Here is a 20995-nt window from a genome sequence, read left to right on the forward strand (position 1 = left end):
TTGAACCGGCTGGATTTCGGCGGAAACGGCGAAACTGGGCGTGAGCGCGAGGACTCGGCGGAGTACTTCCCGCTTTCTCCCGCACAGCTGGGTATCTGGTACGCGCAGCACGTCGACCCGCAGGTGCCGATCAACATCGCCCAGTACGTCGAACTGCGCGGTGACCTCGACGTGGCGGCGCTGGAACGCGCCAGCGCGGCGGCTGCCGCCGATCAGGGGTCCGGCTACATTCGGATCGCCGAGATCGACGGCGAGCCGATGCAGGCGGTCGACACCTCCCTCGACGACACCCTGATCCTGGTCGATCTGCGGGACGCCGACGATCCGGAAGCCGCGGCCGCGGAGTGGATGCGCGCCGAGTACAGCCGCCCGATCGATCTGGTCACCGGCCGGCTGTCGCAGGCCGCTGCGCTGCGACTGGCCGACGACCGCTGGTACTGGTACGCCCGCGTCCACCACATCGTGCTGGACGGTTATGGCGCGAACAACTTCGTCACCCGGGTCGCAGAGCTGTACACGGCCGAGACGACCGGCGCCGAAGCGACCCCGAACAAGGCCACCGACCTCCGGGCGCTCTACGACACCGAGATCTCCTACCGGGACAGCTCCCGGTTCGAATCGGACAAACAGTACTGGGCCGAACGGGTGGCCGGACTGGAGGAGGGCAGCTCCCTCACCGGCCGCTCGGCTCCGCCCGCCGCGGTCAACGGAATCTCCAGCGCCGCCCTGGACGAGGCCCGGGAATCGCTGCTGGCCGCCGCCGAAGCTCGGCACGACATCGCCGCCTCGGCCCTGCTGATCGGCGGCTTCGGCGCCTATCTCGCCCAGCTGACCGGGACCGAGGACGTCATCCTCAGCCTGCCGGTCACCGCGCGGACCACGGCCGCGATGCGCCGTTCGGGCGGTGCCACCTCCAACATCGTCCCGCTGCGCCTGCACGTCGGCTACGGGACCACGGTGGCCGACCTACTCCGGCAGGTGACCACAGCGGTATCCGGTGCGCTGCGCCACCAGCGGTACCGGCACGAGGACATCCGCCGCGATGCGGCCGGTGACGGTGTGGTGACCACGGAGTTCTTCGGTCCGTGGGTCAACATCATGCTGTTCAACAACGAGCTGCGTTTCGGCGACATGGTGGGCACCATCAACGTGCTCTCCACCGGCAGCATCGAAGACCTGGGCGTCAACTTCTACCAGTCGCACGGCGGTCGCTCGCATATCGACTTCGAGACGAACCCGAACCTGTACACCCAGGACGAGGCCGACACCCACCACGGCCGGTTCCTGGAGTTCTTCGACCGGTTCCTGGCCGCGGCCGCCGATCGGCCGGTCTGGGATCTCGAGGTCACCACGGCCGCCGAACGGCAGCGCTCGCTGACCGACTGGAACGATGCGGCGCACGACGTGCCGGTCAGCACCCTTCCCGAGCTGCTGGCCGCCCAGATCGCCCGTACCCCGGACAACATCGCCCTCGTATTCGAAGGCGATACCCCGGCGACCCTCGCCAACCAGACTCCCGGCCACCCCCCAACGACTCGCTCCGCGACCCTGACTTATGCCGAGTTCGGGGCCCGGGTGAACCAGCTGGCCCGGCAGCTGATCGCCGACGGTGTCGGCCCGGAATCGCTGGTCGCCCTCGGTATGCGCCGTTCGCTCGAGCTGGTGATCGGCATGCACGCGGTATTGCAGGCCGGTGGCGCCTACGTGCCGATCGACCCGGACCACCCGGCCGAGCGTACGGCGTACATCCTCGACAGTGCGGCACCGGTGTGCGTGCTCACCACCGCCGCCGACGAACTGGATCTGCCCGCGTCGGTGCGCCGCGTCGAGATCGACTCGCTGGACGTCTCGGCCCACTCCGACGCCCCGATCGAGCCCGGTGAACGCCTGGCCCCCTTGCGCCCGGACAACACCGCCTACGTCATCTACACCTCCGGCTCCACCGGCCGGCCGAAGGGTGTGGCCGTCTCGCACCACGCGATCGTCAACCAAGAGCTGTGGATGCTCGACGAGTACCGGCTGACCGCGGACGACGTGTATCTGCAGAAGACGGCGACCACCTTCGACGTGTCGCTGTGGGGCTACTTCCTGCCGCTGATGGTCGGCGCGAAACTGGTCGTGGCCGACCCGGATGGGCATCGTGATCCGCTGTACGTGGCCGAGACGATCGAGCGGCACGGGGTGACCGTCACCGACTTCGTGCCGTCGATGCTCACGGTGTTCGTTGCGCACGCAACCGCGCAGCAATGTGCCACGCTGCGCGCCGTCTTCGTCATCGGTGAGGCTCTGCCACCGGAGACGGCCGCGACGTTCCGGGAAATCAGTCCGGCAGCCGGTCTGCACAACCTGTACGGCCCGACCGAGGCCGCCGTCTCGGTCACCTACTGGGAGGCCACCGCGGCCGACACCACCACGGTGCCGATCGGTGTCCCCGAATGGAATGTCGACGTCTACGTCCTGGACGCCCGGCTGCGCCCGGCCGCCATCGGTGCCCCGGGTGAGCTGTATCTCGCGGGCCGCCAGCTGGCCCGCTGCTACCGCGGCCGCCCCGATCTGACCTCGGATCGCTTCGTTGCCAACCCGTTCGTCGCCGGTGAGCGCATGTACCGCACCGGTGACCTGGTCCGCTGGGCGGTGCGCGACACCCCGGCCGACGGTGTCCTGGAATATATCGGTCGCACCGACTTCCAGGTGAAGTTCCGCGGCCAGCGCATCGAGCTCGGCGAGATCGAAACGGTGCTGCTGGCGCATCCGACCGTCAGCCAGGCCGCGGTGCTGGTGATGGATACCGCCACCGGCCAGCAGCTGGTCGCCTACCTGGTGCCCACTCCGGGACAGACCGCCGACCCGGAGACGCTGACCCGGTTCGCCGCCGAACAGCTGCCCACCTACATGGTGCCCGCATCGATCATGGTGCTGGCCGCTTTCCCGCTGAACACCAGCGGCAAGCTGGACCGGAAAGCGCTGCCGGAACCGGTGTTCACGGCCGATGCGGCCGGTTTCCGGGCGCCGCGGACACCGGCCGAGGAGATCGTGGCCGGCATCTTCGCCGATGTGCTCGGACAGGAGCGGGTCGGCGCCGACGACAGCTTCTTCGACCTGGGCGGCAACTCCCTGGTCGCCACCCAGGTGGTGGCCCGGGTCGGCGCCGCCTTCGGGATCCAGCTCGGGGTGCGCGCGCTGTTCGAGACCCCGACCGTGTCCGGTCTGGCAGCGCGGGCCGAGAACGCCACACCCGCCGAGGTCACCCGCCCGGCGCTTACCGCCCGGCCACGACCCGATCGGGTGCCGCTGTCGCTGGCGCAGCAGCGGATGTGGTTCATCAACCAGTTCGATCCCACTGCGCCGACCTACAACCTGCCGTTCGTGGTGCGGCTGCGCGGCAATGTGGATGTCGACGCGTTGATCGCGGCGCTGAACGATGTGGTGGCGCGGCAGGAGTCGCTGCGCACGGTGTTCCCGGACGCCGACGGCGGCTTCCAGCAGGTACTCTCGGCCGACGAGGTGGATTTGGGGATCACCGTCGGCGCGATCGATGCGGCCGAACTCGATGCCGAGCTGGCCGAATTCGCGGCCACGGGTTTCGATGTCTCACACGAACTGCCGATCCGGGTGCGGATCTACCGGGTGACCGGTGCCGGAACCAACGGAACCCCGGACTACGCAGTCGTTTTCGTCGTACACCACATCGCCGCGGACGGTTTCTCGTTCGGACCGCTGTCCCGTGATGTCGCCGCCGCCTATCTGGCCCGTGCGGCCGGTGCGGCGCCGGGCTGGTCGGCGCTGCCCGTACAGTACCGCGACTACACGCTCTGGCAGCGCGAGCTGCTCGGCTCCGAATCCGATCCGGAGTCGATCGCCGCCCGGCAGATCGATTTCTGGCGGTCCGCCCTGGACGGCCTGCCCGATCAGCTCGAGCTTCCCACGGATCACCCCCGGCCGCCGGAACAGAGTTTCCGCGGTGCCCGCCTCGCGTTCGAGATCGATCCCGAGCTGCACGCGCGGATGGTCGGGCTCGCCCGCGCCGAGGGCGCGACGCTGTTCATGGTCGTCCATGCGGCCATCGCAGTCCTGCTGGGCCGGTTGTCGAGCTCCGCCGATATCGCGGTCGGGACACCGGTGGCCGGCCGCGGTGAGCAGGCCCTGGACGACCTGATCGGCATGTTCGTCAACACCCTGGTGCTGCGTTCGGATGTGGACCCGGGGCTGTCCTTCGTCCGGTTCCTGGAACAGATCCGGGAATCGGACCTCGCTGCGTTCTCCCACGCCGACGTGCCCTTCGAACGGCTCGTCGACGTGTTGAACCCGGCCAGGTCGCAGGCTCGGCATCCGTTGTTCCAGGTGATGCTCTCGTTCCAGGAGGTCTCGCACGCCACCCTGGAGCTGCCCGGTCTCACGGTCAGCGCCGACGAGCTGGAAGTCGACATCGCCAAGTTCGATCTGCAGTGGACCCTGACGGAGCGCTACAGCAGTGCCGGCGAACTTCAGGGGATCTCGTCCGAGGTCCAGTATGCGACCGATCTTTTCGACGCTGCCACAGTGCAGGGCTTCATCGATCGCCTGATGGTGATCCTGCGGACCGTCACCGCCGATTCGGCGGTCGCGATCGGCGATATCGATCTGCTCGATGCCGAGGAACGACGCAACGTAGCCGAACGCTGGGTCAGCCATACACCGGACAACCGCACCGGCCGTTTCGCCGACCCGGATACGACGCTGGTCGATCTCTTCGATTCGGCCGTGGCGAAATTCGCCGACCGGACCGCAGTCAGGTTCGGTGCCGACTCGTTGACCTACGCCGACCTGGATCGTTCGGTCAACGCGCTGGCCCGGACGCTGATCGCCGAAGGAGTGGGCCCGGAGTCCTTGGTCGCGGTGATTCTGCCTCGGTCGCTGGACCTGGTGGTCGCGCTGCTCGCGGTGGTCAAGACCGGTGCCGGTTATGTGCCGGTGGATCCGACCTACCCGGATGAGCGCATCGCCTATGTGCTGGCGGATTCGCGTCCGGCCGCGGTGATCGTGGATGCCGATGTCGACGTGGAATTGCCGTCCGGCACACCGATGGTCGTATGCGGGGCACAGCACGACACCGATGCCGCTCCGGTCACCGATGCGGATCGCCGGGCGCCGTTGTCGGCGGAGAACGTCGCCTACGTGATCTACACCTCGGGTTCGACGGGGCGGCCGAAGGGCGTGGCGGTCGCGCACCGGAATGTGGTGCGGCTGTTCGCGAATACCGATCACGATTTCGGTTTCGGACCGGATGACGTGTGGACGTTGTTCCACTCGTACGCCTTCGACTTCTCGGTGTGGGAGTTGTGGGGTCCGTTGCTGTTCGGCGGGACTCTTGTGGTGGTGGACTACTACACGTCCCGAGCGCCGGAGCAGTTCCTGGAGCTGTTGCGTACCGAGCAGGTGACGGTCCTGAATCAGACGCCGTCGGCGTTCTACCAGCTGGCGGAGGCGGATCGGAACGCCGCGAGCATGGACGTGGCTCCGCTGGCGTTGCGCTATGTGGTGTTCGGTGGTGAGGCGCTCGAGCTGCGCCGGCTCGCGGATTGGGTGGCGCGGCACGGTGACGGCACCGCACCGGCCGGGAACGGGGCGCCGGCGGGGCCGGTGCTGGTCAACATGTACGGCATCACCGAGACCACGGTGCATGTGTCGTACCGGGCGCTGGATGCGGCGACGATCGAGGCGGCGACCGGTTCCGTGGTGGGTCGCGCGCTCGGCGGGCTGAGCGTATTCGTGCTGGACAACCGGCTGCGGCCGGTGCCGGTCGGGGTTGCGGGGGAGATGTATGTCGCGGGGCCGCAGCTGGCCCGCGGCTATCTGGGGCGGCCGGATCTGAGTGCGGCCCGGTTCGTGGCGAATCCGCTGGCGGGGGCGGATGCTGCGGGTTCACGGCTGTATCGGTCCGGCGACCTGGCGCGGTGGAACCGGTTCGGTGAGCTGGAGTATCTGGGTCGCGCCGACGATCAGGTCAAGGTGCGTGGTTTCCGCATCGAACTCGGTGAGATCGAGTCCGCGGTGCTGGCGCAGCCCGGGGTGGCGCAGGCCGCGGTCGTGGTCCGCGAAGACCAGCCGGGTGGTCAGCGCATCGTCGCCTACCTCGTCGGCGCGGACGCCGCCGATCTCGACATCGACCAGGTGCGCGACGGCGTATCCGAGCAGCTGCCCGCCTACATGGTGCCGTCGGCATTCGTGGCGCTGGCAGCCATTCCGCTGACCGTGAACGGCAAGCTCGACCGCCGGGCGCTGCCCGCACCGGTCTTCGAGATGCGGGAGTTCCGGGCCCCGTCGACCCCGATCGAACAGACCATCGCGCAGGTGTTCGCCGATGTGCTGGACCTGCCGCGGGTCGGCGTCGACGACGACTTCTTCGACCTGGGCGGTAACTCGCTGATCGCCACCCAGGTGGTGTCCCGCATCGGGTCCGCACTGGATACCAGGGTGCCGGTGCGCATTCTGTTCGAAGCGCCTACCGTCGGTGCGCTTGCTGCCCGGGTCGAGAGCCAGGCCGGTGCCGGCGCTCGCCAGGCGCTGGTGGCCCGGCCCCGGCCCGACCATGTGCCGCTGTCGCTGGCACAGCAGCGCATGTGGTTCCTCAACCGTTTCTCGGCGGGGGCCGAGGACGGCTCGGCGGCCGTGAACAACATCCCGGTGGCGATCCGGCTCTCCGGTGACCTCGATGTCGCGGCGTTGCAGGTTGCGGTCATCGATGTGATCGACCGGCACGAGTCGCTGCGCACGGTGTTCCCGGAGACGGGTGGCGGTCCGGCCCAGGTCGTACTGGATGCCGCGCAGATCGTTCCGGACCTGACCCCGTACCGGGTGACCGAGGACAAGCTGGTCGAGCATCTGATCGATCTGGCCTCGATGTCGTTCGACGTCACCTCCGAGGTGCCGTTGCACGCCCGGCTGTTCGAGATCTCCGAGACCGAATTCGTGCTGGGGATGGTGGTGCACCACATCTCTGCCGACGGCTGGAGCATGGCGCCGCTGTCCCGCGACGTGATCGTGGCCTACGACGCGCGGACTTCCTGGGAGGCGCCCACCTGGTCGGAACTGCCGGTGCAGTACGCCGACTATGCGCTGTGGCAACGCGAAATCCTGGGCTCCGAATCGGATCCGAAGTCGCTGATCTCCGCCGAGATCGACTTCTGGAAACGCGAACTCGCCGACCTGCCGGATGAGCTCGTGCTGCCCACCGACCGGCCGCGGCCGTCGATCGCCACGTACCGCGGCGGCACGTACCGGTTCGTGATCTCCGACGAAACCCAGCGCGATCTGATCGAGCTCGGCCGCCGGTACAACGCCTCGCTGTTCATGGTGGTGCACAGCGCGCTGGCGGTGCTGCTCGCCCAGGCCAGCGGCACCTCCGATATCTCGATCGGCACCCCGGTCGCCGGTCGTGGCGAAGCCGCCCTGGACGACCTGATCGGCATGTTCGTCAACACCCTGGTGCTGCGCACCGAAGTCGACGGCAGCCGCAGCTTCGCCGAACTGCTGGATGCGGCCCGGGACACCGACCTGCAGGCGTTCGCGCATGCCGATGTGCCGTTCGAGCGGCTCGTCGAGGTGCTCAACCCGGCTCGTTCGCAGGCGCGGCATCCGCTGTTCCAGGTGATGCTGTCGTTCCAGAACACCAAGCAGGCGGCCCTGCAGCTGCCCGGCCTGTCGGTCAGCGGTGTCGACTACGACGCCGGACTCGCCAAGTTCGATCTGCAGCTCAACCTGACCGAAATCCAGGGCATCGACGGTGCGGCCGGTGGCATGTCCGCCGAGTTCTCCTACGCGCTGGACCTTTTCGACGAGGATACGGTTGCCGCGTTCGCGCGCCGGCTGGACCGGGTGTTCGCGGCGATCATCGCCGATCCGGAAGCGACCGTCGGTGATATCGATCTGCTGTCACCGGAGGAACACGCCCAGGTCCTGGTGGACTGGAACGACACCGTGCACCCGGTGCGGCCGGACACCCTGGTCTCGCTGTTCGACGCCCAGGTGACGGCCACCCCGGATGCTCCGGCGCTGGAGTTCGCCGCCGAGATCCCGGCCCACCCGTCGCCCGACCACCACCCCTCAACGACGCTCGATGAGCGGCTGGCCCACCCGTCGCCCGACCACCACCCCTCAACGACGCTCGATGAGCGGCTGAGTTATCGGGAACTGCAGCAGCGGTCCACCCGTCTGGCCCGGGCGCTGATCGCATCCGGCGTCGGCCCCGGCGACCAGGTGGCGCTGGCGATCCGGCGGTCCACCGAGCTGGTCGTGGCGATGTACGCGGTGCTGCAGTCCGGTGCCGCCTATGTGCCGCTGGACCCGGATCAGCCGGTCGACCGGATCGGCCACATCCTGGAGACGGCTCGCCCGCGACTGGTGCTGACCACGGTGCGCGACGACTTCACCGCCGGAGGTGAAGTCGAGGTGCTGGCCGTAGAGCAGATCGAATCCGCTGCCGGCCATGGAGATCGCGCGGGTACGCCGATCACCGACGTCGAACGGGTCCGCCCGCTGCACCCCGGGCACACCGCCTACGTGATCTTCACCTCCGGGTCCACCGGGCGTCCCAAGGGCGTCGCGGTGAGCCATGCCGCCATCGTCAACCGGTTGCGCTGGATGCAGCACGAGTACCCGATCGATGCGAACGATGCGGTACTGCAGAAGACTCCGGCCACCTTCGACGTGTCGGTGTGGGAGTTCTTCTGGCCGTTGCAGACCGGAGCCCGGCTGGTGGTCGCCAAGCCGGACGGGCACCGGGATCCGGTGTATCTGGCCCAGGTGATCGCCGACCGCGGCATCACCACGGCGCATTTCGTGCCGTCGATGCTTTCGGTGTTCGTGTCGACGCTGGGCGGCGGCAACGGCACCGCAGCCGCCCTGCGGCAGGTGTTCGCCTCGGGTGAGGCGCTGCCCGCGCCGACCGCGCAACGGCTGCGTGAACTGACCGGCGCCCGGCTGCACAACCTGTACGGCCCCACCGAGGCGGCGGTCGATGTCACCTACCACGAGGTGACCGATGCCGATACCGATTCGGTGCCGATCGGGCGCCCGGTGTGGAACACCAAGACTTTCGTGCTGGACGCGCGTCTGCATCCGGTGCCCGCCGGTGTCGCGGGTGAGCTGTATCTGGCGGGCGATCAGCTCGCGATCGGCTACCTGAACCGGGCCGACCTCACCGCCGACCGGTTCGTCGCCAACCCGTACGGTGCCGCCGGTTCCCGGATGTACCGCACCGGTGACTTGGTCACCTGGAGCGAAGCGGGTGAACTCGACTACCTGGGTCGCACCGACTTCCAGGTCAAGCTCCGCGGTCTGCGCATCGAGCTGGGCGATATCGAGGCCGCACTACTGGCGCAGACCGGCATCGCGCAGTCGGTCGTGCTGGTCCGCAGTGACGGGCATGCCGGTGACCAGCTGGTCGGCTACGTGGTTGCCGAGCCGGATGCCGTTGTCGATGTAGCGGCGGTCAAGACCGGGGTGGCCGAGGAACTTCCGGGGTACATGGTGCCCGCCGCCGTGGTCCTGCTCGACGAATTCCCGGTGAATGCGTCCGGCAAGCTGGATCGCAAGGCGCTGCCCGCCCCGGTGTTCGAGGCCGGGCAGTTCCGGGCGCCGGCCACCCCGATCGAGGAGATCGTGGCGGAGATCTTCGCCGAGCTGCTCGGCGCCGAGCGGGTCGGTGTGGACGACGACTTCTTCGCGCTCGGCGGCAACTCGCTGGTCGCCACCCAGGTGGCAGCCCGGCTGTCGGCGGCGCTGGACACCGAGGTCGGGGTGCGTGCACTGTTCGAGGCGCCCACGGTGGGCGGCCTCGCCGCCCGGGTGGAATCGCATACCGGTGGCCCGGCCCGGCCCGTCCTCGCCGCCCGGCACCGGCCGGAGCATCCGCCGTTGTCGCTGGCGCAGCAGCGGATGTGGTTCCTGAACCGGTTCGATCTCGGCACCGACGCCACCACCGATACCGGTACCTACAACATCTCCGTCGCCGTCCGGCTGCAGGGCCTGCTGGACCTGGCTGCGCTGCGCGGCGCGGCGGCCGACGTGGTCGGCCGGCACGAATCGCTGCGCACCATCTACCCCTCGCACGAGGGCGAGGCCTATCAGCAGGTGCTGTCCGCGGCCCGGGCCGTACCGGCGCTGGAGCTGGTGGAGGTCGATGCCGGCGAACTGGCCGGGGCGATCGAGGAATTCACCCGACGCGGCTTCGATGTGACCGCCGAGCCCCCGGTGCGGTTGCGGGTGTTCGAGGTCGGCGAGCGCGAACACGTGCTGGCCATGGTCGTGCATCACATTGCGGCCGACGGTTTCTCGATGCGGCCAATGGTCCGCGATGTGATGACCGCCTATGTGGCCCGGACCGCGCACGACGACCCGGGCTGGGCGCCGCTGGAGATCCAGTACATCGACTACGCGCTGTGGCAGCGCGAAACTCTCGGTGACGAGGCCGATCCGACCTCGCTGATCGCCCAGCAGCTCGACTACTGGCGCGGCGCCCTCGCCGACCTGCCCGACGAACTGCAACTGAGCAACCGGACCCGGCCGGTGGACACCGTGCACCGGGCCGGAACCCACCGTTTCGAGCTGTCCGGTGAGCTGATCACCGCACTCAACCGGGTCGCCCATGCGCACGGCACCACGCTGTTCATGGTGGTGCACAGCGCATTCGCGGCGCTGCTGGCCCGGCTGGCCGACTCCCGGGATGTCGCGGTCGGCACCCCCGTCGCCGGTCGTGGTGCCGCGGCCCTCGACGACCTGGTCGGCATGTTCGTCAACACGCTGGTGCTGCGCAGCCAGGTTGATCCGGCGCAGCCGTTCGAGGAACTGCTCGCCCAGGTACGCGAACACGATCTGCAGGCGTTCGCGCACGCCGATGTGCCGTTCGAGCGGCTCGTCGAGGTGCTCAACCCGGCCCGTTCGCAGGCGCGGCATCCGCTGTTCCAGGTGATGCTCGCCTTCCAGAATCTGGGCCGCACCTCGCTGGAACTGCCCGGCCTGACCGTCACCGAGCTGGATATCGAACAGCAGAGCGCGAAGTTCGATCTGCTGCTCACGCTGAGCGAGCTGCCCGCGGGCACTGCGGGCGACCACGACAACCGGATGGCTGCCGAACTGGTCTTCGACGCGGAACTGTTCGACACCCGGTACGCGGCCGCCTTCGCGACCCGGTTGCAGCGGATGCTGACGGCCGTCGCGGCCGATCCGGCCGTCCCGGTCGGCGATGTCGACCTGCTCGACGCCCGGGAACGCGATCTGGTGCTGAACCGCTGGAACGCCACCGAATTCGGGGTCGATACGGCGCTGGCCGCGCCCGCCGGCAATGCCGCCGCCACGCTGGTCTCGGTATTCGAAGCCCAGGTCGAGCGCACGCCGAAGGCGGTCGCGGTCACCTTCGAGGGCGTCAGCCTTACGTACGCCGAGTTCGCCGACCGGGTGCGCCGCCTGGCGCGCTGGCTGGAACGCGCCGGTGTCGGGCCGGAATCGTATGTCGCACTGGGTATGCGCCGCTCGATCGATCTCGTCGTCGGCATGTACGCGGTCAGCGCGGCCGGTGGCGCCTTCGTTCCGGTCGATCCGGACCACCCGGCCGACCGTATCGAGCACATCCTCGACACCGCCGGTCCGGTGTGCATGCTGACCTCCGGCGCGGATCTGGATACCGACCGGGTCCGGCAGGTGCGGATCGACCGGCTCGACCTGACCGAATTCTCCGGGGAACGGCTCACCGATGCGGACCGCCGCCGCCCGCTGCGGCCGGCCGACACCGCCTACGTGCTGTTCACGTCCGGCTCCACCGGCCGGCCCAAGGGCGTGGCCGTCAGCCACGAATCGATTGTCAACACCCTGGTGTGGACGCACGCCGAATACGGTTTCTCGGCCGACGATGTACTGCTGCAGAAGACCCCGGCCACCTTCGACGCCTCGATCTGGGAATTCTTCCTGCCGTTGCAGATCGGCGCCCGGCTGGTCGTGGCCGAGCACGACGGCCACCGCGACCCGGCCTACCTGGCCCGGGTGATCGCCGCCGAGCAGGTCACCATCGCCCAGTTCGTCCCGTCCCTGCTGGCAATGTTCGCCGCCGAGGACCTGGCCGCCGAATGCCGCTCGCTGCGGCATGTCTTCGTCGGCGGTGAGGAACTGCCGGCCGCGCTGGCGCAGCGGGTCCGGGAGCGGACCGGGGCACGGGTGCACAACCTGTACGGCCCGACCGAGGCGGCCGTCGACGTGACCTTCCACGAGGTCACCGATGCCGACACCGGTGTCGTCCCGATCGGTGCGCCGGTGTTCAACACCCGTGCCTACGTGCTGGATTCGCGGCTGCGGCCGGTGCCCATCGGGGTTTCGGGTGAGCTGTATCTGGCGGGCGCCCAGCTGGCGCACGGTTATGTCGGCCGGCCGATCCTGACCACCGAACGGTTCGTCGCCGATCCGTACGGCTCGGGCACCCGGATGTACCGCACCGGTGACCTGGTGGCCTGGACCGAGAGCGGCGAACTGGAGTACCGGGGTCGGATCGACTTCCAGGTGAAGCTGCGCGGTCTCCGGATCGAGTTGGGCGAGATCGAGAGCGCACTCACCGACCAGGAAGCGATCGATCGTGCCGTCGTGGTGCTGCGCACCGATGAGCACCTCGGCGACCAGCTGGTCGGTTACGTCGTGCCGCAGCCCGGACGCTCCGTCGACGCCGATGCCGCCCGCGACGAACTGCGCCGCCGGCTGCCGCAGTACATGGTGCCGGCCGCCGTCGTCGTGCTGGATGCGTTCCCGCTCAATGCCTCCGGCAAACTCGACCGTGCCGCCCTGCCCGCCCCGGTGCTGGAGGCGCGCGCATTCCGGGCGCCGGTCACCCCGGTGCAGCAGATCGTCGCGGGAGTGTTCGCCGAGGTGCTCGGCATCGACCGAGTCGGTCTCGACGACGACTTCTTCGAACTGGGCGGCAACTCGCTGATCGCCACCCGGGTCGCGGCGCGGCTCGGTGAAGCACTGGACACCCGGGTGCCGTTGCGCACCCTGTTCGAGGCCGCGACGGTCGCCGATCTGGCCGTGCTGGTGGAATCGGAGACCGGCCGCGCGGACCGCGCCGCACTCACCCCGCGCCCGCGGCCCGAGCTGGTCCCGCTGTCCCTGGCCCAGCAGCGGATGTGGTTCCTCAACCGCTTCGACAACGGAAACGCGGTCGACAACATCCCGATCGCGGTGCGGCTCACCGGTGAACTCGACGCCGGTGCCCTGGAGGCCGCCCTGGCCGACGTGCTGGGCCGGCACGAATCGCTGCGCACCGTGTACCCGGATGTGGACGGCACCGGTTACCAGCGGATCCTGCCGGTCGACGTGGTGCGGTTCGCGCTGGAACCGCAGCAGCTCCCCCTCGCCGAACTGCCTGCCCGCATCGCCGAACTCGCCGGCCGCAGCTTCGACGTCACCCGGGAGATCGGGTTCCGCGCCGAACTGCTCCGCACCGATGCGCGTGCCCATGTGCTCGTGCTGGTGCTGCACCACATCAACGGTGACGGTTTCTCGATGTGGCCGCTGCTGCGCGACGTGGTGGCCGCCTATGCCGAACGCACCCGCGGCCAGGTCCCGGCCTGGACGCCGCTGGAGGTGCAGTACGCGGATTACGCGCTGTGGCAGCGCGACGTGCTCGGTGACGACACCGATCCGGAGACCCTGGCCGGTAAACAGGTGGCCTACTGGACCGAGCAGCTGCGCGATCTGCCCGACCAGATCGAGCTGCCCGCGGACCGGCCGCGCCCGGAGACCGCGAGCAACGCCGGTGACCTGTACCGGTTCACGATCGATGCCGAGCTGACCGCGGCACTGAACGAGCTGGCCCGCAGCCGCGGCGTCACGCTGTTCATGGTGCTGCATGCCGCGCTGGCGACCTGGGCGGCCCGGCTGTCCAACAGCACCGATATCGCGATCGGCACCCCGATCGCGGGCCGTGGCGAACGCGCGCTCGACGACCTCGTCGGCATGTTCGTCAACACCCTGGTGCTGCGCAACACCGTGGAACCGGGCACCCACTTCGGGACGCTGCTCGACGAGGTCCGCAAGACCGACCTGGCGGCCTTCGCGCATGCCGATGTGCCGTTCGAGCGGCTGGTCGATGTGCTCAGCCCGACCCGTTCGCAGGCCCACCATCCGCTGTTCCAGGTGGCGCTGACCTTCGAGGCGGCCGGCGCCGCCGAACTGGGCGCGGTCGCCCTGCCCGGCCTGGAACTCGACGTCGTCGATTTCGATCCGGGCACCGCCAAATTCGATGTGCAGCTGACCGTCGCCGAACCCGGCGACGGCACCCTGGCGCTGTCCTGGAACTACGCCACCGATCTGTTCGATGCCGAGACGGTCGTTGCGTTCGCGGAACGGCTGGTGCGGATCCTGCGCGGTGTCACCGAGAACCCGGACACCGTCGTCGGCGACATCGATCTGCTCGGCGAGCACGAACAGCTCGACGTCGCCCGCAACTGGGTGTCCTCCGGCGCCGACGGCGGCACCGGTCTGTTCGCGGCACCGCAGACCACCCTCATCGACCTGTTCGACGCCGCAGTCGCCGCGCATCCGGACCGGGTCGCCGCCAAGTTCGGGATCGAATCGCTGACCTACGCCGAACTGGATCGGCGGGCGAATGTGCTGGCGCGCCGCCTGATCGCCGACGGTGCCGGGCCGGAGTCCTTGGTCGCGGTGATTCTGCCGCGGTCGCTGGACCTGGTGGTCGCGCTGCTGGCGGTGGTCAAGACCGGTGCCGGTTATGTGCCGGTGGATCCGACCTACCCGGATGAGCGCATCGCCTATGTGCTCGCCGACTCCCGGCCGACCAGCGTGGTGCTCGACTCCACCGTCCAGGTCACCGTGCCGCCGGAGCTACCGGCGGTCGTGCTCGACGGATTCGCCGTGGAGACCGGCAATGTGGAGGACGCCGACGATGCGCCGATCACCGATGCCGACCGCCTGGCGCCGCTCACGCCGGACCATGTCGCGTACGTGATCTACACCTCCGGCTCCACCGGCCGCCCGAAGGGCGTCGCGGTGGCACACCGGAATGTGGTGCGGCTGTTCGCGAACACCGACCGGGACTTCGGGTTCGGCCCCGACGACGTGTGGACCCTGTTCCACTCCTACGCTTTCGACTTCTCGGTATGGGAGCTGTGGGGTCCGCTGCTGTACGGCGGCACCCTCGTCGTCGTCGACTACTACATTTCCCGCTCGCCGGAACAGTTCCTGGAACTGCTGCGTACCGAACGGGTCACCGTCCTCAACCAGACCCCCTCGGCCTTCTACCAACTGGCGGAGGCGGATCGGAACGCGACCGGACCCGACGCCGCGCCCTTGGCGTTGCGCTACGTCGTGTTCGGCGGTGAGGCGCTCGAATTGCGGCGGCTCACCGATTGGGTCGCGCGGCACGGCGACGGTCGAACCGTCCTGACCGACACCGACGGTCGAACCGTCCGGTCCGGCACCGACGGTCGAACCGCCGAGTCCACCGGTCCGGTGCTGGTCAACATGTACGGCATTACCGAGACCACGGTGCACGTCTCCTTCCGGGCGCTCGATGCCGCCACCATCGCGGCAGCCTCCGGTTCGGTGGTGGGCCGGGCGATCTCCGGGCTGAGCGTCTACGTGCTGGATGCCCGGCTGCGGCCGGTGCCGGTGGGTGTTGCGGGTGAAATGTATGTTGCGGGCCCGCAGCTGGCCCGCGGCTACCTCGGCCGGCCGGATCTGACCGCGGCCCGGTTCGTTGCGAATCCCCTCGCGGGAACGGATGCGGCCGGCTCGCGGCTGTACCGCTCCGGCGACCTGGCCCGCTGGAACCGGTTCGGGGAACTCGAATACCTGGGTCGTGCCGACGACCAGGTGAAGGTGCGTGGTTTCCGCATCGAACTCGGCGAGATCGAATCCGCGGTGCTGGCCCAGCCGGGTGTCGCACAGGCTGCGGTGATCGTCCGCGAGGATCAGCCCGGTGACCAGCGGATCGTCGCCTACGTGGTGGCCGATTCGGAATCCGGTGACACCGCGCTGGATCTGGATGTGGTGCGCGACGGCGCAGCCGAGCAGCTGCCCGCCTACATGGTGCCCGCTGCTGTGGTCCGGCTCGAATGGATTCCGCTGACTGTCAACGGCAAGCTGGATCGAAAGGCGCTGCCCGCCCCGGCGGTGCAAGCGCGCGCGTTCCGCGCCCCGGTGACCCCCGTGCAGGAGGCTGTCGCGGCGGTCTTCGCCGAGGTGCTGGATCTGCCGCGGGTCGGCATCGACGACGACTTCTTCGATCTGGGCGGCAATTCGCTGATCGCCACCCGGGTGGTGGCCCGGATCGGCGCCGCCCTGGGTGCCTCGGTGCCGGTGCGCACCCTGTTCGAGGCCTCGAGTGTGGCGGCGCTGGCCGCCCGGGTGGAATCGCACACCGGCGTCGACGCCGGCCGCGCACCGCTGGTGGCCCGGCCGCGTACCGAGGGGGAGCTGCTGCCGCTGTCCTTCGCACAGCAGCGGATGTGGTTCCTGAACCAGTACGACACCGCGTCGGCCGCCTACAACATCCCGATCGCGATTCGGCTCACCGGCGCCCTGGACACCGAGGCGCTGGCGCTGGCGCTGGGCGATGTGCTGCGCCGGCACGAGTCGCTGCGCACCCGCTATCCGGAGCACGGCGGTGCGCCGGTGCAGCAGGTGGTTCCCGCCGAGGAGGTGGCGCTCAACCTGCAGCCGGCCACCGTCACCGAGGACGAGATCACCGGGCTGGTCACCGAATTCGTTGCCACCGGGTTCGACGTCGCCGAACAGGTGCCGGTCCGGGCACGGCTGTACCGGGTCTCGGCCGAACAGCACGTCCTGGTCGTGGTTGTGCACCACATCGCCGCCGACGGTTTCTCGGTCGGCCCGCTGACCCGCGATGTGATGCTGGCCTACACCGCACGGGCCGAAGGCACCGCGCCCGGCTGGCAGCCGCTTCCGGTGCAGTACGCCGATTTCGCCTTCTGGCAGCGCGAGGTGCTGGGCAACGAGGACGACCCCGAATCGCTGCTGGCCCAGCAGGTCGGTTACTGGCAGCGGCAGCTGGCCGGTGTGCCGGACGAGCTGGCGCTGCCGTTCGACCGGCCGCGCCCGGCCGTCGCCGCACTGCGCGGTGCGAGCGTGCGCCGCGAACTGCCCGCCGAGCTGATCGCCGCGCTCGACGAGCTGGCCCGGGCGCAGGGCGCCTCGTTGTTCATGGTCATGCACACCGCGCTGGCGGTGCTGTTGGCCCGGCTGTCCGGCACCGACGACATCGCCATCGGCACCCCGGTGGCCGGTCGCGGTGCGGCCGAACTCGACGATCTGGTCGGCATGTTCGTCAACACGCTGGTGCTGCGCACCGGCGTCCCGGCCGGCGAGTCGTTCACCGGCCTGCTGCAACAGAACCGCCGGACCGACCTGGACGCCTACGGCAACGCCGACGTGCCGTTCGAGCGCCTCGTCGAGCTGCTGGCCCCGGAACGGTCCCAGGCCCGCAACCCGCTGTTCCAGGTGATGCTGGCGTTCCAGAACCTGGACCGCACCGAGCTGGAGCTGCCCGGGCTGTCGGTGTCCGCGCTCGACCTGGACGAGAACATCGCCCGGTTCGATCTGCAGTTCACGCTCGCGGAGCAGGCGGGCGGCATGCTGCTCGACCTGAACTACGCCACCGAACTGTTCGACGAGGCCACCGTGGCCGGTATCGCCGAACGCTGGCAGCGGGTGCTCGAGGCCGTCGCCGCCGACGCCTCGGTGACCGCCGGCGGTATCGACGTGCTCGATGCCGCGGAACGTGCAGACCTGGTCGCCCGGCACGGCGCCCCCGCCGTGCCGCCCCGCACCCTGCCCGAGCTGCTGGCCGCGGCCGTCGCGCAGAACCCGGACGGTCCTGCGGTCGTGTTCCAGGGGACGACGGTCTCCTATCGGGAGCTCGACGAGCGGTCGAACCGCCTGGCCCGGCTGCTGATCGCCGAAGGTATCGGTGCCGAAGACCTGGTCGCGGTCGCGGTGCCGCGGTCCGCCGATTCGGTCCTGGCCGAATGGGCGGTCGCCAAAACCGGTGCGGCGTTCGTACCGGTCGACCCGAACTACCCGGCCGAGCGCATTGCGCATATGGTCACCGATTCCGGTTCGCCGGTGGGCCTGACCGTGGGCGCGGTGCAGGACGGGCTGCCCGATTCCTGCCGGTGGCTGGTGCTGGACGAACTGGCGGCCGACGATTTCGACGGCGGCCCGATCGATGCGGCCGAGCTGGTCCGGCCGACCCGGCCGGAGCAGCCCGCCTACGTCATCTACACCTCCGGTTCCACCGGCCTGCCCAAGGGCGTCGTGGTCACCCATACCGGCCTGGCCAACTTCGCCGAGGAACAGGCGCGGCGCTACGACCTGGATTCGGACACGCGGGCACTGCATTTCGCTTCGCCCTCGTTCGACGCCTCGATCCTGGAGCTGCTGCTGGCGCTGGCCCGCGGCGGTGCGCTGGTCGTGGTGCCGCCGGGGGTCTACGGCGGTGAAGAACTCTCCGAGCTGATCCGCGCCGAGCGGGTCACGCACGCGTTCATCACCCCGGCCGCGCTGGCCACCTTCGATCCGAGCGGCCTGGAATCGCTGCGGGTGCTGGTCGCCGGCGGCGAGGCGGTGCCCGCCGATCTGGTCACCAAGTGGGCGGTGCCGCTCGATGGTGGGAATGGGCCGATTCGGTCCTTCCACAACGGTTACGGGCCCACCGAGACCACCATCATGACCAATATCAGCGGCGCGCTGACCCCGGCCGATCGGGTCACCATCGGTGGTCCGACCCGGGGTATGCGTTCGCTGATCCTGGATTCGCGGCTGCAGCCGGTCCCGGTCGGTGTCGCCGGTGAGCTGTACATCTCGGGTATCCAGCTGGCCCGCGGCTACCATGCCCGTCCGGGGTTGACCGCCGACCGGTTCGTCGCCGATTCGTTCGTCGCGGGTGCCCGGATGTATCGCACCGGCGATGTGGTCCGGTGGACGGCCGACGGTGAAGTGGAGTACGTCGGCCGGTCCGACTTCCAGGTCAAGGTGCGTGGTTTCCGCATCGAGCTGGGCGAGATCGACGCCGCGCTGGCCTCGCACGAGACGGTCGACTTCGCGGTCACCGTCGGGCATAAGAGCGCTGCGGGCGCGGTGTCGCTGGTCGCCTACGTGGTGGCCGCCGCCGGCCGGGCGATCGACGTGCCGACGCTGACCGCGCACGTCGCCGACCGGCTGCCCGCCTACATGGTGCCCGCCTCGATCATGGTGATCGACCGGGTGCCGCTCACCCCGGTCGGGAAGCTGGACCGGAAGGCGCTGCCGGAGCCGGTGTTCGCCGCCGAGGCGGGCTTCCGGGCGCCGCGCACTCCGCTCGAGCACACCATCGCCGAGGTATTCGCCGAGGTACTCGGCCTGGACCGGGTGGGTGTGGACGATTCGTTCTTCGCCCTGGGCGGCGATTCGATCGTCTCCATCCAGCTGGTCTCCCGGGCCAAGGCCCGCGGCGTGGTCTTCACCCCGCGCAATGTGTTCGAGGAACGCACCGTCGCCGGGCTGGCGGCGGTCGCCGAGACCACCGAGACCGCGGCGGATGCGCCGGCCGCGCTGGCCGAGCTGCCCGGCGGTGGCGTCGGCGCGATGCCGCTCACCCCGGTGGTGCGGTTCATGGCCGAACGTCCCGGATCGTTCGGCCGGTTCAATCAGACTCTCGCACTGGAACTCCCGGCGGGAATCGACCGCGCCGGTATCGCCGCCACGGTCGGTGCGGTCATCGACCGCCACGACATGCTGCGGGCCCGGCTGTACACCGCGGACGGGCAGTGGCAGGTCGAGACCGCCGCGCCCGGCACCGTGGATGCCGATGCGCTGATCGACCGGACCGAATTCCCCGCGGACGCCACCGACGCCGAACTCGTCGACATCGCGTCGGCCGCCCTGGACGCCACCCTGGACCGGCTCGATCCGGCCGCCGGTGTGGTGATCCGGTTCGTCTGGCTGGCACCGGCCGGAGCCGGTTCCCGCACCGGCCGGCTGGTCGTCGCCGCGCACCACCTGGTCGTCGACGGCGTCTCCTGGCGCGTGCTGGTGCCCGATTTCGTCGCCGCCTGGGGACAGCTGTCCGCCGGGCAGCAGCCGGAGCTGGCCGCACCGGGCACCTCGATGCGGGCCTGGGCGCATGCCCTCGCCGACGAGGCGCGCCGCCCCGAGCGGGTCGCCGAACTCGACTACTGGCGGGCGGTGGCCGAAACCGCCGATCCGCTGCTCACCGAGCGGCCGATGGACCCAGCGGTGGATGTCTCCGGAGTCATCGAGAAACTGCCGGTCGAGGTGTCGCCCGAGGTCACCCGGGCCCTGCTGACCACGGTCCCGGCGCTTTACCACGGTGGCGTGAACGACGGGCTGCTCACCGCGCTGGCGCTGGCGGCCGCTCAGTGGCGTGCCCGGCGGGCCGCGGCCCGGCCGGGGTCCGGCGACGCGCTGCTGCTGCGCCTGGAGGGCCACGGCCGCGAAGAAGAAGTCGTGCCCGGTGCCGACCTGTCCCGCACGGTGGGTTGGTTCACCTCGATCTTCCCGGTGCGGCTGGAACTCGCCGGTATCGACCTCGATGCCGCTCTGGCCGGCGGCCCCGAACTCGGCGCCGCGATCAAGGCGGTCAAGGAGCAGTTGCTCGCCGTGCCGGACAAGGGCATCGGCTACGGCATGCTGCGCTACCTGAACGAGCAGACCGCCGCCGAGCTGCCCGAGCGGCTGCCCGGCCAGATCAGCTTCAACTACCTGGGCCGGGTTTCCGAGGGTGATGTGCCGGAGGCGCTGCAGGGCTTCGGCTGGATTCCGGCGCCCGAACTCGGCGCCCTGGGCGGGGCGTACGACCGCGATATGCCGGCGATGGCGCCCCTGGACGTCAACGCCATCGTGGTCGGCGACAAGCTCAGCGCCAATATCGGCTACCCGAGCACGCTGCTGTCCGATGCCGAGGTGCGCGAATTCGCCGACCTCTGGTTGGCCGCCC

Annotated in this window: 1 protein-coding gene (running past one end of the window); it reads left to right on the forward strand. The window is 69.6% G+C overall.

Annotation, left to right across the window (positions count from 1 at the left end):
- Nucleotides 1-20995 carry the 5' portion of a non-ribosomal peptide synthase/polyketide synthase gene (locus AC1HFH_RS04755; RefSeq protein WP_480246212.1) on the forward strand. The gene runs 23003 nt beyond the window's last position, so 20995 of the gene's 43998 nt are visible here — the first part of the coding sequence; its start codon is at nucleotides 1-3; its stop codon lies off the right edge, out of view.

It is taken from the genome of Nocardia sp. KT25-26 (assembly GCF_056627695.1).